The organism is Paenibacillus pectinilyticus (assembly GCF_001700435.1).
Lineage (GTDB): Bacteria > Bacillota > Bacilli > Paenibacillales > NBRC-103111 > Paenibacillus_E > Paenibacillus_E pectinilyticus.
The window spans coordinates 380-16,533 of record NZ_LYPC01000027.1 but is presented as its reverse complement, the minus strand read 5'-3'; the positions used below and the strand labels follow the sequence as shown (position 1 = coordinate 16,533).

General features: G+C 47.4%; 12 protein-coding genes. 1 reads left to right on the top strand and 11 read right to left on the bottom strand.

The features are described 5' to 3' along the window. Positions 1–654 precede the first annotated feature (654 nt). Together A8709_RS21980 and A8709_RS21975 are read right to left on the bottom strand one after the other, a co-directional pair. On the bottom strand, positions 655–1,617 hold the full coding sequence (locus tag A8709_RS21980; protein WP_065855180.1) for a helix-turn-helix domain-containing protein: 963 nt from the start codon (positions 1,615–1,617) through the stop codon (positions 655–657). 34 nt (positions 1,618–1,651) lie between these two features. After that, positions 1,652–2,668, bottom strand: coding sequence for a Gfo/Idh/MocA family protein (locus A8709_RS21975; RefSeq protein WP_065855178.1), 1,017 nt, complete (start codon positions 2,666–2,668; stop codon positions 1,652–1,654). 338 nt (positions 2,669–3,006) lie between these two features. Here A8709_RS21975 and namA point away from each other — a divergent pair, with 338 nt between their 5' ends. Further along, positions 3,007–4,011 carry an NADPH dehydrogenase NamA gene (gene namA, locus A8709_RS21970; protein ID WP_065855176.1) on the top strand — a complete coding sequence of 335 codons (1,005 nt, stop codon included), beginning with the start codon at positions 3,007–3,009 and terminating at the stop codon, positions 4,009–4,011. A gap of 62 nt (positions 4,012–4,073) precedes the next feature. On the opposite strand, the gene A8709_RS21965 is transcribed toward namA, so the two are convergent. The 9 genes from A8709_RS21965 to A8709_RS34720 form a co-directional block, all read right to left on the bottom strand. Then, complete coding sequence (locus tag A8709_RS21965) at positions 4,074–4,931, bottom strand: M15 family metallopeptidase (RefSeq protein WP_084225304.1); 858 nt, start codon at positions 4,929–4,931, stop codon at positions 4,074–4,076. A 194-nt stretch (positions 4,932–5,125) separates the two neighbouring features. After that, entirely contained in the window at positions 5,126–6,421 is a 1,296-nt protein-coding gene (locus A8709_RS21960) for a homocysteine synthase (RefSeq protein ID WP_065855174.1), read from the bottom strand. A 226-nt stretch (positions 6,422–6,647) separates the two neighbouring features. Further along, the gene (locus tag A8709_RS21955) at positions 6,648–7,529 is read right to left on the bottom strand and encodes an ABC transporter ATP-binding protein (protein ID WP_065855172.1); all 882 of its coding nucleotides are present in this window, start codon (positions 7,527–7,529) and stop codon (positions 6,648–6,650) included. A gap of 2 nt (positions 7,530–7,531) precedes the next feature. Continuing rightward, positions 7,532–10,435 carry an ABC transporter permease gene (locus tag A8709_RS21950; RefSeq protein ID WP_065855170.1) on the bottom strand — a complete coding sequence of 968 codons (2,904 nt, stop codon included), beginning with the start codon at positions 10,433–10,435 and terminating at the stop codon, positions 7,532–7,534. A gap of 19 nt (positions 10,436–10,454) precedes the next feature. Next, the gene (locus A8709_RS21945; protein ID WP_065857258.1) at positions 10,455–11,489 is read right to left on the bottom strand and encodes an efflux RND transporter periplasmic adaptor subunit; all 1,035 of its coding nucleotides are present in this window, start codon (positions 11,487–11,489) and stop codon (positions 10,455–10,457) included. Further along, entirely contained in the window at positions 11,479–12,147 is a 669-nt protein-coding gene (locus A8709_RS21940; protein ID WP_065857257.1) for an ABC transporter ATP-binding protein, read from the bottom strand. The genes A8709_RS21945 and A8709_RS21940 overlap by 11 nt, the downstream gene beginning before the upstream one ends. A gap of 262 nt (positions 12,148–12,409) precedes the next feature. Next, on the bottom strand, positions 12,410–13,951 hold the full coding sequence (locus tag A8709_RS21935; protein WP_065855168.1) for a response regulator: 1,542 nt from the start codon (positions 13,949–13,951) through the stop codon (positions 12,410–12,412). Positions 13,952–13,955: 4 nt separating this feature from the next. Then, complete coding sequence (locus A8709_RS21930; RefSeq protein WP_065855165.1) at positions 13,956–15,701, bottom strand: sensor histidine kinase; 1,746 nt, start codon at positions 15,699–15,701, stop codon at positions 13,956–13,958. A gap of 180 nt (positions 15,702–15,881) precedes the next feature. Next, the coding region (locus A8709_RS34720) for an integrase core domain-containing protein (protein ID WP_167357151.1) at positions 15,882–16,154 on the bottom strand (273 nt) is incomplete at its 5' end.

Here is a 16,154-nt window from a genome sequence, read left to right as displayed (position 1 = left end):
GGTGACAGTAGTATATAGCTGGTAGAGTGACGCTGGCGATGACGTTAATTGGCTAGTAGGCAGACCTTGAGTAGCAAGTGTGTCGCGTTGGCTGTGACAGTAGTATATAGCTGGTAGAGTGAAAATGGCGATGACGTTAATTGGCTAGTAGGCAGACCTTGAGTAGCAAGTGTGTCGCGTTGGCTGTGACAGTAGTATATAGCTGGTAGAGTGAAAATGGCGATGACGTTAATTGGCTAGTAGGCAGACCTTGAGTAGCAAGTGTGTCGCGTTGGCTGTGACAGTAGTATATAGCTGGTAGAGTGAAAATGGCGATGACGTTAATTGGCTAGTAGGCAGACCTTGAATAGCAAGTGTGTCGCGTTGGCTGTGACAGTAGTATACAGCTGGTAGAGTGACAGTGGCATTGAGGTTGCTTTGCTAGTAGGCAAAACCTTGAGTAGCAAGTGTGTGGCGTTGCCGGTGGCAGTAGTATACAGCTGATAGAATGGCGCTGACGGTGACGTTAGTAGCAACTAGTTAATCAGTAAATGATTACTTCTTAAATCACTAAAAAGAGCTGTCCGTGAAGTAGACAATCTAATCTACTTCTGGTCAGCTCTTTTTCCATATGATGACTAAATTACTACATCGCCTTGTTATCCCTAGGCACCCTCACTGGTGCTGAAGCAACCTACTCTCCCGAAAGGCATTCGGGGTTGTGCCGTGAGCTTTTTTGAACACGTAGTGCAGGTAATTGCTGGAGGTGAATCCGCTGCGTTCGGCGATTTTTTCTAGTGTTAACGTGGTCTGTTGAAGCTCGCTGCATACAAATTTAAGGCGGACTTGTTCCAGATACTCGCTGAAAGATACGTCGGCTTGCTCTTTGAAAATCCGTTGAAGCTGCCTCGAGCTGATCTGCACCCGCTCCGCTACGCCTTCCAGCGTCAAGGGTCTGCGGAAATTGTCTGCGATGAATTGAATCGCTAGCTGGTAACGGTAGCTTTTCATATCACGTGCTGGCAGGTTCACGCCTTGTTGATCCGGTCGATAGGCACTCACGGTTCGCAGGAGCATCTGGATGATCGATTGTTTAATAATCGTATACTGACCCAACTGATTATTACGCCATGCTTCATAAGCGACTAGAAAGCATTTCATCGCTTCATGGCGATCTAGGGCTGGGATATGCGGCAGTTCGCTCAGTTGGCTAATGCAGGCTTCCGCTTCAGCGATCTCCCACTCTTCTCCCCAACCTGGCGTCCGAGCAGCCGTAGGCGCGCTTTCATCCGCATTCGGATTCAGTTTAACGATATCCACATGCAAGCAAAGCTCGCCCATCGCTTCTTCTTCATCAGCTTCCTGTCGATGAATGACACCTGGTGCTGTCACATAGAGCAGTCCCTCATGCAACGGATGGGTGATTCCATCCAGGATGACTCTCCCTTTGCCGCTGGGAATATAGTGAATCTCGTACTCGGAATGCTGATGATAGTCAATCGTTGTACCTGCTGCAAAGGAAGTTAGGTGGCATCGCAGAACGCGAAGCCCGTAAGCCCCCCAACGAAAGCTTAATTCTAGGCGATCTAACGCCATCGGATTCTCTAACATGGGTTCAAAGTAAAAGGGCTGACTCATCGCGATGACCACCGTTTCCTTTCCAGACTTGAAATTAGTTGACTAACGAATCTAGTCGAACCTGACTTTTGCTTGAAACAGATAGATTAGAAGCTTCCATTAGCTTCGTTAAGTCCACAGCTAACCCAATATTTTCGGTGGCTTTCGTGCCATTTTGAATATGAGCAACCCATTGATCAAAAGCAGTTGGCTTCGCTTCAGCTAACGACTCATAAGCTTGCCATTGATCTGCTGCTCCCTCTAACTTGCTCGTACGCAACAAGATGCGTCCGTCATGTTCTGAATATAACACGCTGCCTGCGGTCCCGTGAACTTCAATCACAAAAGGTGAGAAGGCATTCACGAAGCCTGCTTCAACAATGCCTAGGGCACCATTCTCATATTGCAGCAATGAAACCGCATTGTCTTCTACTTCTCTACCTGTCACATAACCATAAGAAGCGCTTACAGCGACAGGCAAGCCTAGCAGCAAACGATTAAGATACATCGGATGACATCCAAGATCAATCAGTGCGCCGCCGCCACATTGTTCGGCATTGTAGAAATGCTGCGGCAACCAGCCGTTCGGGTTGGCAGTGGTAGAAATTCCGCCATTGTGTGAGAGTCTTGTGCGAACGAGGGTAATTTGCCCTAGCAGCTCTTTCTCCACAATTTCTTGAATGGCCAACGTAGACACCGAGTTCAATCGCGGCAAAGATACGGTTAACGTAATGCCAGCTTTCTCGACAGCAGCCAGAATTTCATTTACTTCACGAAGTGTTGGAGCAATGACTTTCTCTGTGAATATATGTTTACCTGCCTGAGCGGCAGCGATCATGACATCACGGTGCAGGTTGGTAGGTGTATCTACGACAACGGCTTCAATGTCTTGATTAGCCAAGAGTTCATCAAGGCTTGCATAGAACGTTACGCCCCGCTTCTCAGCCTCTCTCTGTCCTCTTTCGGCAATTTCGTCCCAAACTGCAACAATTTCAGTATCTGGATGCTCATCAACCTGTTTCGCATAATCCCCTGCATGTACGTGCCAGAAACTCAACATAGCTACCTTCATTCTAAATAACCTCCAAATAAGTGACTTGGGTTCATTGTATCATGAGGCAGAAAGGTGATAAATTTCGAATAAGCGACAACGTAGGGTGCAAAATTACGACATAGCCTCTCTCCAATTATAGATAGCGTAAGATATACAAACTGCCATGTCAAAACTTTTTCAAGGCTATACGATCAAAACCTAACTGACTATTCCCGCCATTCGACCAGCTTTGCGTCAAACTTGATAATTCCAACAGGATTAGTATACAATTGAATCAGCATCTATTATCTAGCCAGATCCACAAAGCTATCATGGCTTGCCCAATCCTATCATTCTTAGCAAGGAGTTGTCGCCTTATGTTATTTACCCCCTACCGCATTGCCAATATCACGCTCAAGAACCGTATTGTCATGTCACCCATGTGTATGTACGCTTCTGATGATTCCGGCGAAATCAAAGATTGGCATCATGTTCATTACGCTACCAGGGCCGTTGGCCAAGTTGGGCTTATTATATTTGAAGCTACTGCCGTCACTGCTCAGGGACGGATTTCAACACGTGATCTCGGCATCTGGCAGGATGGTCATATTGAAGGATTGAAGCGTGTTGTCGACTCGATTCACGGCCATGGTTCTCATGTTGGGATTCAACTCGCCCATGCCGGCCGCAAAGCAGTGCTCGATACACCGATCATTGCACCATCCGCCATCCCTTTCTCAGATACATTTAAAACACCTGAGGAAGCTACCATAACTGATATTCATAATACAATTCAGGCATTCGCTGACGCAGCAGACCGCGCGAAGCAAGCTGGATTCGATGTCATCGAAATTCATGCGGCGCATGGTTACTTGATCAATGAGTTCCTCTCCCCTCACTCTAATCATCGTCAAGATGCCTATGGAGGTGACCAAGAAGGACGTTTCCGTTTCTTGCGTGAAACGGTTCAAGCGATCCAAACACGGTGGGCAGGTCCTTTGTTTGTTCGCATTTCTGCACACGAATACGTAGAAGGCGGACTCACGCCTCAGGATCACCACTATTTCGCGACAGAGCTCAAAACACTCGGCGTCCATCTGATCGATGTCAGTTCAGGCGGCAATGCGCCTGTGGTGCCTACGACTTTCCCTGGTTATCAAGTACCTTATGCCGAAGAAATCCGCGCGCATGCTGATATTCCCGTCGGTGCTGTTGGACTGATCACGGAACCTCAGCAAGCAGAAGAGATTCTGCAGAACCATCGTGCTGATCTCATCTTCCTTGGCAGGGTGCTGCTTCGAGATCCTTACTGGGCAAGAAAAGCCGCTCATGATTTACGTGTTGAACTTGCTCCTCCAGCACCTTACCAACGCGGCTGGTAAACAAAATCCCCTCACATGGACAATAAATAGCGTCCATGTGGGGGGATTTTTGCCTAATTAGATCATTTGCTGACGGGAACCGTATGATAAAATTCTTCCATCGTCAAACTTTTCGCTTGAATTTCTTTGGACACATCCGTACCTACATATCGAATATGCCAAGGCTCATATTGATAACCTGTAATTGCGGCTTTGCCTTGCGGGTAACGAATAATAAAGCCGTAATCTGCAGCATGCTTCTCAAGCCAGACCGCTTCCTTCGTTCCTCCAAAGCAATCCTCTGCCGCGCACTTCCCATTGCTGCCCGTCACGTCAATCGCAAGCCCTGTTTCATGCTCACTCGTTCCTGGAACCGCGCTGTACGTTTTAGCTTTTTCTTCGCCGTCTTTTTTCACATAGCTTTGAAAAACAGATTTCTGAGTGGCATAGGAACGATACGCCGATACACCGGCCAAATGGATGCCATCCTTTTCCGCTCCGGCAAATAGCTTCTCAATAGCGGTAGCTGCGACTTGGCGCATTTTGCGCTTTTCAATTTTTTCAGCAAATGTGAATGGAATATTCGGATAAACAAGATCCGCCGGCTCATAACTCGAAGGCAGTGAATTCTGCTTATTGACGAGTACGGTCACACTCTCCGGTTTAGCCACGACTTGAACCTCTCCACTCTTAGGTGGAGCGCTGCTTGTCACAGGAGAAACAGTTGGGCTTGCCGTTGGTTTCTGCGTTGACCCAGCCGAAGGCGTTGTGACAGGTGTTGGACTCCCCCCGGATGGACTAGGTGAAACTGTTGCTGTTGCTACAGACGAGGGAGATGCCGAGGGCGAGCTAGTTGGTGCGACATCCCCTTTACTACCACAGCCTGCAACGATAAATAACGCCATCAGTAGGACGATGGATCCAGCCATTTTGACTTTCATGGGTGTTGTCATGCCTCCTTGAAATTGTACAAGCTTCATAAACAAATAGACTTCTATAAGGGTAAAAAAGTTGCATGTCAGCGAATTGGCGAATGCCAAAAAGAAAAAGACTGCATTTAGGTTGAGCTCCTAAATCGCAGCCTTCTCATATTTTATGCGGAACGGGTTCGCGTTACAAGTTTTACTGCAAGATGCTACTTCTGACTAGCGATAATCGCTTGCTCCAGATCGTAGATAATATCTTCGATGGCTTCTGTACCAACAGATAAACGAATAAGTCCAGGAGATACGCCAGCGGAAGCTTGTTCTTGCTCATTCAACTGGGAATGCGTTGTGCTTGCAGGATGAATGATCAAGGATTTGGAATCTCCCACATTCGCTAAATGAGAGAACAGTTCCACGGCATGAATCAACTTCTTGCCCGCTTCTACGCCGCCTTTGATACCAAAGCTTAAGATCGCGCCTTGACCTTTCGGCAAATATTTCTGAGCTAGCTCATAGGACGGGTGACTCTCAAGTCCTGCATAGCTAACCCATTCTACGGACTCATGCGCTTCTAAATATTTGGCAACCTGCAGTGCATTCGCACTGTGACGCTCTAGACGTAGATGTAATGTCTCCAAACCTTGCAGTAAAAGGAAGGAGCTATTTGGTGACAGGGATGCCCCTAGATCACGCAGGAGTTGAACACGTGCTTTGATGATGTAAGCAATGGAACCTACAGCTTCTGTATACACCACGCCATTATAGCTTGGATCTGGCTGGGTCAAGCCAGGGAATTTGCCGCTTGCCGCCCAATCGAATTTCCCGCCGTCTACGATAACGCCGCCAATCGTTGTGCCGTGTCCGCCGATAAACTTCGTTGCCGAATGGACAACAATATCAGCGCCATGCTCGATAGGTCTCAGCAAATACGGACTTGGGAACGTATTATCAACGATAAGCGGAATGCCATTCTCATGCGCAATCGCAGCGACTGCTTCGATATCTAGGACATCCCCTTTGGGATTTCCGATCGATTCAGCATAAATTGCTTTCGTTTTCTCGGTAATCGCGCTGCGGAAATTCTCTGGGTTGCTTGCATCAACGAACTTCACCGTGATGCCTAGTTTCTTTAGTGTATTGGCAAATAAGTTATAGGTTCCACCGTACAAAGCTGAAGCGGAAACGATTTCGTCACCAACCTCGGCGATATTCAAAATCGAAAATGTGATGGCTGCTTGGCCGGACGCAACAGCAAGCGCTGCAGGTGCGCCTTCTAAAGCGGCAATTCGCTGCTCAAACACATCCGTCGTCGGATTCATAATGCGTGTATAAATGTTACCAAATTCCTTGAGTGCAAATAAGTTGGCTGCATGGTCGGTATCATTAAAGAGGTATGACGTCGTTTGGTAGATCGGTACAGCTCGGGAATTCGTTGTAGGATCCACCTTTTGACCTGCATGAATCGCTAAAGTTTCTGGTAAGTGCTTACGTTCAGAATTTGACATGAGCGTGCCTCCTAGGATAATGGGAATAGGTATAAGTGGTCAAACAAATTAAAGACAATAATTCCTACCTGAATAGTATACTATAATATTAGTGGAAATTATTAACTAAAGTCAATATATCACATGAGAATATTTTAAGCATATAAAATAATGGATCATCGCCTCTTGAAACTGTCCCTCCACATGCTAAAAGCCACAACCGAATCTACTTCGATTGTGGCTTTTCTTATTTATCTGACGGGAGAATAATGATGCGTCCATCCTCCATCTCCACACGCACCTTATGCGTTCGGGAGGCGCCAATGGACTCCAGATAGTTAGCTGGAATCTGCAATCTGCCGGCCTTGTCAACGACCGCGTATTCCATATGTGAATCAGCCTCTGAGGAGACGATCCCCTGCTCTAGCTCCAGCAGCTCTTCCTGATAGGATTTGCGTCGCAGGATTTCGGAGGAGGTTTTGCCGTCCCGGATCGCGACTACGCGATCTACTTTCTTAGCCAGCAGCGGATCATGCGTAACGATAACAACGGTTAAACCGAAGTTGCGGTTCAACTCACGGAACAGATCGAGAATTTGATTGGCCATCTTCGTATCGACAGACCCCGTCGGTTCATCCGCCAGTAGGAGCTTCGGCTGATTCGCAAGCGCGATGGCAATCGCTACCCGCTGCTGCTCACCGCCGGAAAGCTCATTGAGCTTATTTTTGCTGCGATGGCTCAAACCCACAGCTTCCAATAGATCCAAGGCTCGATGGCGCTTGCGCCGTCCCTGGAGCAGAATGGGCAATTCCACATTTTCCAAGGCGGTCAAATAGGGAATTAAATTTCGGGCATTATTTTGCCAAACGAAGCCTACGGTTTCTCTTTTATACGTGACCAAGTCGGATTCTTTGAATTTCAGTAAGTCTTTCCCATCCACACGGAGATTTCCCGCTGAAGGCCGATCTAACCCTCCCAGCATATTCAACAGCGTTGATTTCCCGCTACCGCTATTGCCGATAATGGCCATCAATTCTCCTTCTGCGATGTGGAGGTCAAGTCCCTGTAAGGCAACGACTTCAATATCAGCAGCTTTATAAATTTTCACTAGATTCTCGCAATGAATCATGCTTAATCCTCCCCAAGCTTAACGGCTTGATGTATCTTGATTCTGGAGAGCATCGTGCCGAGCAGCAGGAGACCCATGCCTATCATGACGATGACGATTAGGTATAAATGCAGCTGATCTCGCGGATCAAAGCTAACTTGAAACGGCGGCACTTGACTTGAGGAATCGAATGTTAATTGGAACAACGGGACGAAGAGTCGGCTCGCTGTCTTCCCCGTGACCATCCCAATCAACACAGCTGTTCCAGACGTAAGCAGTTGCTCTGCTGTCAACATGCCAATCAATTGAGCATAAGAAATGCCCATCGCGCGCAGCACACCGAACTGCAAGATGCGCCCATGCAAGGAAAGCAGCCAATACAGCAGAAAGCCAATGAAGCTGATTCCGATCGCGATTAAGAAACCAAGCGTCATGACACCGTTCACAGCTAGCTGGAAGGGGTCATTCTTGGCACGAACCAGCATCTGCCTCGTATCGGATAGACGGGAGACCGACATATGTTTCTGTTCCAGTCCCTCATATAGGGCCTGACTAGTCATCTTGGGCTTCAGCTTCAGCCATACATCATAGGGCTCCACGGCCAAACTATTTTGAATATAAGAGAGGTGTCCAATGATGAGCTTAGGTGCGTTTACTTTACTCTTAGCAGAGCTTGCGTTGCTTCCCGCATTCGTCGTTGCCGTCAGAATCGGGTTCGGATTCCAGCTGGGCCAATAATCAATAATGCCATAGATGACGGCCGTGGCGCCTTCCACATCGTCCCAGCCGATGCGAACCACATCGCCTACCTTCGCCCCCGTTTCCTCGGCAATCGACCTCGAAATGAGTACGGCTTTGGAATCACCAGCTAACAAGTTCAAATACTCATAGAAGTGATGATCAAGCAACCCGTCCCTGAACCAAGCTGTTCGACCGAAATCATCGGAATCGATCCCCATAAGCGTTGCTTTTTTGGCATCATCGCCTACAGTTATATAAGCATCTTTTTTCTGAAATACACGAGCAGCGGATTCGACTCCAGTCAATTGTGTGAAAGGCATGAAAGGCGGCTCCACATATTGGATACGCTTTGGAGCACTCTGCTCCCCAACAAACGATTTAGTACCCGCTGCTGCTATCGGCGGACCTGACTTTGGAGGCGGCGCATCGCTGTCCCATGCGGTTTGCAATACAATATCGGCACCATTCTTGTAGTCGATTTTCTCTTGGATATTGGCATTCATTGTTCTGGCAGCGCTAGCACTGAACAAGCCTGTAGCCAGCGTCATCATAATAAAAAGCATAATAAACTGGTATTGTGTAGCGGATCTGCCCACTTGAAGCAGCGTTGAATATAAGTAGGGGGGCCACCATTTGCGGCCGATGGTATAGATCAACTGAATGACCCACGGATAAATCCTTAGCAGGAACAAGCCCATAGCGAAAATGAATAGGGCTGGCACAACGAATAAAAGCGGATCCACTTTCATATCCATCGCGTCTAGGCCAAGAGCTACGAGATCACCCATACGTCGATGAAAGCTTTGTAAGGCATAGATCGAAACCGCCAATAAGAGAACATCTAAGAATATTTTATGGGCAAAAGAAAGCTTATTCTTCCTCGCAAGCGTTTGCTTATGACCAACAATTGTCGCGCGCGTTGCAATAATAGCAGGAACGAGCGTCATACAGACCGAAGCGGCAATCGCAATTAAGCCGTATTGATAGGCTTCTGAATTTAACTTAACGTCCATCGAGGCACGCTGAACAAACGACAGAAAGCCATTTGAGGCACCTAAGATTTTCGTTAGTTGAAGACCAAGAAATGGGCCAATAAGCAGGGCAATTCCGCCTAATAGAACACCTTCTAGCACATACCCCATCAAGATCTGCGTACGGCTTGCTCCTCGGCTTCGCAACACGGCTATCTCTGTTTTCTGACGTTCCGTAATTAGATTGGCCACCATGAATAAGTAGAATGCGAGTAAAAGGCTCACTGGTACATTCAGGGACCACAGTAAAATTCGGAGTCTTTTCTCTTTGTCTGTATACGTCTGCATAGTAGTGATCGTCGGATTACTAGTTGTAAAGGATTCTAAATTGGCGTTAAAATACGATACAATTGCCGAATATGTCGTCATGTAGGTTTCTTTACCTTCTAATTTCAACTGATGATAGTCAAGTAGATAAGTCCAATATGAAAACATATCAACAAAATTGCCATGCTTCGTAAAATCTTGCTCAAATAAATCAAAAGGAATGAAAAGTCTCGAATTCAAGTCAGTTGTACTATTCAACCAATACAAATCTGCGTAATCGGCACGATCAATGACAGCAACAGGCTTAATTCGAATGCTTCGGTTCAGATCTTTACTAACAATCGTCATTTCATTGCCAAGTACGATTTTCAACTTTGTTAATAGTTCTGGAAATACCATCGCTTCATAGACACCGTCAACGGGCTTAGCAGCAGGCATAACGCCATCAACAAGCCGAATATGGGACTCCAAATCTGTCATGGCTGCAATCTCACCAGATCGATCAACTTTGGGATCTACACGACTTGGATCGCTCGGAGTCAGCGGGAATGTCTTGGTGCTGCGCCTAATAGAGGATAAGAGGATGGGCAAGCCAAATCGTCTGCTCTGTTCAGCCATAAAAGCATCCGTTTCCGCTAGCAGTTTATCACCGTCCTTGCCTTTACCCATTCCTACAAAATAACCATGATTGGCCACTTCCCCAGGAAATTGCTGTGTTTCGGTCTGCATAACTTCCAAATCCTTAATCAACATACGCTGTAAAATGGCATGTGTATAAATCGGCATGGAGCTCGCCAGCGCCACTGAAATGATTAACCCAACCAAAAGGCTAAGTTCCAGCCAGCGGTTCTTTACCATTTTACGGAGAATCATCAGAAATAAAGCCATTGTAATCCTCCTAGACGTACTAATTATTTAAAATAACTTGCTGGCCTTCCGAGAGTCCTGAGCGAATTTCGACTTCCGTTGCAGTCACAAGCCCCTTCTCAACATCGATTTCCTTCCGGCTCTCCCCATTCAATACTTGCACATAATCTCTGCCCAAATAGGAACGTAAGCCTGCTCTCGGAATTAGAATCACATTCTCTCGTTTCTCTACAATTACTGTTATGTCCCCAGAGGCGCCGATCTTAGCTCCCTCGGTTCCATCGGGAACGCCTACGATAAGCGTTTTGGCATTGCGTTCCGTTTCGGCCTTATTATCGGTTCGAGGCGCGCTTGAAGGGGTTTGCAGTACTTTACCTTGAATCATAGTGTCGCTGGTTCCAATCTTCACATCTACTTTCATCCCCACCTCGATACCTGAGAGAGAAGAATTATCTGGGGCTTCATAAGCAAGCTGAATGGATGTAGGATCAGACAATGTTACCAAGGAATTGTAAGCATCTATGACGTTTCCTTGTACGGCATCCGTTAGGTACGTTACGATCCCACCGGATTCGGCAATTAGTTTAGTTGTCGCCAGTTGAGCCTGAAGTGCGGACAACTGAAGCTGAGCAGCTTCAACATCAATGTCCTTTAACCGAATTGCTAACGTCTGCCCAGGATCGGCCTGTTTGACTTGCATGCTAGCAATCTGTGCCTTCTCGAGATTTAATTTCTGCAGGGCGATGCGATTGTCTAAATCACCTTTTTCCAATTCACCGAGGAGATCTCCTCGTTTCACTGTGTCACCTAATTTGACACGCATCCCGGCCAAACGATGATTAGACTCCGTGAAATAATAATTCGTTGTTTTATTCGATCGGAATGTCGCAACGGCATTGAACTTCCGAGTAATGTCCCCTTTTTTCACCTCGTAAAGTTCGAAATTTTCCTTCACGGGTTTGACGAGAGGCGGTTTCAGCGCTTCCTCTTCTTTGGGCAATAGCGAACACCCCGCTAATATACATACAACAATTGCTATCAGAACGAGCTTAGAAGCGAAAGCATTAACCCTCATCGACAATGGTACCATCCTCCAATGCATACACTTCATCTACAATTTCCATAATCGCCAGATCGTGCGTGGTCATCATAATCGTCATTCCTTCTTGGACTAAATCTTTGAACAGTTTAAGAACTTGAAGTCCCATTCGACTATCCAACTCCGCTGTGGGCTCATCAGCCAAAATTAACTTAGGTTTATGCGCTATTGCCCTGGCAATGGCAACCCGCTGCTGCTCTCCGCCAGAGAGCTCGTAAGGCCGATGTTTCATTCGCTGTTTCAATCCAACGAAATCTAAGGCTTCTTCGGCGAGTGCTTTGTAGTGACCTGCGGGAACGCCTGAAATACGCAACCCAAACTCGACATTTTCATAAGCGGACATATAGGGTACCAAAGCAAATGATTGGAATATAAGACCAATGTGTCTCCTTCTAATCTCATCACGTCTCGACTCTGATAGTGTACTGATCTCCGTTCCGTCCAAATATACGGCTCCCTCTGTCGGTCGGTCCAGCGCACCAATGATATTGAGCAAGGTTGTTTTACCAGACCCCGACCTCCCTCGCAAGGCCACTAAACGACCTCTTGGGATACTTAATTCGGCACCTCGCAACGCGTGAACAGCCTCATTACCTTTCCCAAATACGCGTGTCACCCCGATGGCCTGCACCATAGGTATTTGTGTTTCATGCCTGCTCAAAGTTAACACCTCATTTCCAATTTCATCCTAGTTCTTCTGCTTCCTTAAATGTAAACCTTTACATAACAAATAAACAGACTGCCTTTGTTCGAAAAAGGTGTCTGTTTGTTCGGTTATTAGGGAGGGGGCTGTATGTGGGACTGTATGAGAGACTGTATGAAAGACTATATGAATGACTATATGAAAGACTTTCTCGTCCTCTGCGGACGAGTTCGTGAAAGTACAGGAGTATCCGCTACAATGGTTTTTCGAATTCTTTTGGGGAACAACCGACCACGCGTTTGAACGTCTTGGCGAAGGATTTAGGATCAGGGAAGCCTACAGCTTCCGCCACTTCATATACTTTCATCTCACCTGTTCGCAATCTGCGCTTTGCTTCCTCCATACGGATGCGGGTGAGTGTTTCACTCAAAGATTCCCCCATTTCTTTGCTGTAAAGATCACTTAAATAACTGCGACTCAGCCTGACATGTTCAGCCATGTCTGATGTGGAGATGGGGGAAGCATAATTCTCCTTCATATAGCTGATAACTTTGCGGATAAATGGATTGTTACTGCGGTAGGTTTGCTCAAACCCGGTGGCCAGCTTCGTCTCCATGAGCATGCTCAACGCCTGTTGAAGAAGCTCCATGACCTGTTCGAAGCTGCCGCACAGGCTAACCGCATGATTATGCACGAACAGCTCTTCATAGCGTTCAATTTCCTCATACCCGCGCTCGCGCGCATAACCAGCCGCTAGCGCGAGCAGCTCTTGGATAAAGATCAGCAGCTTCGTCTTATCCGGCTGATCCTGGCTTAATCTGCGGCCAAGGATGTCCGCATGATGCAGGTACCCCTCGCTGTTATCGTGCACGATACAGCGCAAGAGATCGCTGCGTATGTCATACGGCAGCGGGGCATTGCGTGTGCTTGCGAAGGCCTCCGGCGCAAGCATCACACGGCTGCGATTCCGGCTGGCGCCGTAGAATCGCTCCTGCAGCTGCTGCGCGTGAAACGCCGCAGCAGGGTGCACGTCTGCGAGCCGGCGTAGGACGACGCCGGCTCCGATGAACCAGTCCGGCGACTGCGTGAGCCGGACCTCCGCGGCGCGCGCCAGCGCCGCGGCAGGGTCTTCTGCTGCTGCCGGCATGAGCAGCAGCGCACTGCCGGCGGCTAGCGGTAGCGCCGCCAGGCAGCCGGTCCAGCGCCAGCCATCGGCGATGGCGCTGGGCCCGGTGTGCAGCAGCAGGCTGACCAGCGGGCAGACTGCGCGGTTCGGCTGAGCGCTGAAGAGCTCAGCTTCTAGCTCGGCTGCGCCAAGCCCCGTCTGCACATAGGTCTGCAGCTTATTCGAAAGCTGCATCTCCTTCGTGGAGGCAAGCTCAAGCTCCTTCTGAGCGAATTCCCGTTGCTCATTTCTCTGCGTTAGAAGCTCTTCCTTCACATTCAACAGAATCTCGATTAATGATTCTGGCTCCATCGTTGGTTTGAGCATATAGTCCTTCGCCCCAAGCTTCATCGCTTCTTTCACATAGCTGAAATCATCCATGCAGCTCAGAACGACGACACTGATCGGTCTTGCTTCCTCTTTTAACTTACGGATAAGAGCTAACCCATCCATGCGCGGCATCAACAAATCGGTAATGACGATATCGATATGCCGTGTTTCAAGAAGCTCATAGGCTTCCAAGCCATCCTCTGCCTCACCTGCATAGGTAAACCCGTGCATTTCCCAATCTACCAACTGCCTTAAACCTTGACGAATAATAGGTTCATCATCAACAACAAGCACGTTCATCTTGTCACTCCTCGCCCTGATGAATGGGAAGAAACATCCTAATCGTCGTTCCCTCTCCTGGTTTGGATCGAATATGTAGTTTAAATTCGGGACCATAGATTAACTTGATTTTTTCCCTAATATGACGAATCCCTATGCCGCTCATCCGTTCCTTTAACATGTGATCCACTTTCGTCGTTTTCCCCTCAGCATCCATCGTTTCCCCACCGAAATTGCCCTCTTCGAGCGGCATCCCAACACCGTTATCCTCGACTTGGCAAAATAAAAGATCACGATCTAACCAAGTCCTTATCGTAATCATACCTTCGCGTTTGGCTGGACCAATCCCATGAATGATCGCGTTCTCCACAAGCGGCTGCAGAAGCATCCTGGGGACTAAACAGCCCAACGTTAATTCATCAACCTGTGTTTCTAGCTGAATGCGATCGCCATAGCGAAACTTCTGAATTTCCATGTAATCATGCGTCAGGCCGATTTCATCTCTTAAAGTTATGAAATCCCCTTTCTTCCCTAAGCTCGCCTGCAAAAGGCGAACTAAGCTGCTCACCACCTCAGAAATCTGAGGTGTTTTATGTATTTTGGCCACCCATTTAATCGTATTCAGTGTGTTATAAAGAAAGTGAGGATTCAACTGATAGTGGAGCGCTTCCATCTCGGCTTCCTTCTTGAGGGATTCTTCCCGCTTCACCTGTTTGATGAGGTCTTCCAAACGATTTAACATCTGATTGTAGCTCTCACCGATGTGCGTCCATTCTTTCGATGCTTTGGATGTCCAATACGCGCGGAGATCGCCTCGTTCGGCTCGGTTCATTAATGCTTTTAGCTCATGGAGAGGTTGGGTTACATAGGTAATGAAGAGGAGTATGCCTCCGATACACAGCATGAAGACCAGGGCAAATAAGGTAAGCAGCCACATGCGATAATGCGGGAATGTTTCATTCAGCCTAGGCATAGGAGCTTCGAAGAAAGATATCCATGGCGTTTGCGTATTCATGTCTACTTGCTTCACCGATTGCACTGTCGTTCGGTCAGCTGACAACGAATTGCTTGCACTTTGAACGGGTGCCAACCCTCCCGTAAATACACCATTCCGATAAACCACCCGCTGATCCGGATCCATGAACACGTAAGCTTGAGCGCTGTTTTTCACCGATACAACTTTCCATAACGTGTTCAAATTGAACCAGATCGTTACTCGTCCGAGTTCTTGTGTATTTCCTTTATCAAGTAGTGACTCGGAATAAGTCATAAGATAGACGTTATCGCGATTTGACTCTACGCCCAAGGGTTCGAACCGTTGGTTAGCTGCTCTCACATGTGTATCCAACGCCCCAGCCTCGTCAGAGCTATGCGCGCAGAGTGTACGGTTCGATGCTTGTATCGTCAAACAAATCTGCTCGACATAGCGGTTTTGAAACGTTTGCTCGGAGAGTAGGTTATTTGCATAGTCATTCAATGTTTTGGCTTCTTGCGAAGTTGTATCTTTGAGTTTGGCTAACGATATCATGCCATAATCTTTCGCATTGCGATGTGCCATTTCCGCGATATGACGGAATTCCTGCTGCCATCCCTGAATAATGTGATCGTGCTGCTGTTCCGCCGAACGCTTGGTTTCTTGCTCCAGATTTGCAGTGAATTGCTGATTATACAGGTAAAGCGTAAGTAAGAGCGGCAATGTGATGGCTAAAAGTAGATATAGAAGCACCCGGAGTTGGGAGCGCTTACCTACATATGCGAGCAGCGCTGACATAAATCACCTAACGTTTCATGTAAAATATGGAGCCTACTCAATTATCATCGCATATTGGAAATTTTTCCATCTCTATTTTGTAAATAAGTCGATATCATCGATATATTCGCTTGCACAGGCCTTGTTTCTCTCGTGTATGTCGATTTCTGCTCTTCTGTCAAGAAAGTAGACGTCACTAAGTTAAGCCACCCGCTGGTAATATAGCTGCTCAAAGAGCGCTGGGGACATGTAACCAATTGTGCTATTCGACCTTGTCCGGTTGTAAAAGAACTCAAGATACCTGTACAGCTTTTGCTGGGCTTCTTGTTTTGTCTTGAATTTTGGGCTGCTGTAGATGAATTCACGTTTCAAGATGCTATGAAATGCCTCGATACAGGCATTGTCATAACAGTTACCTTTTCGACTCATACTGGGCGTTATACCGTAGGTTTCTAGCTGGCTACGGTACTCCTT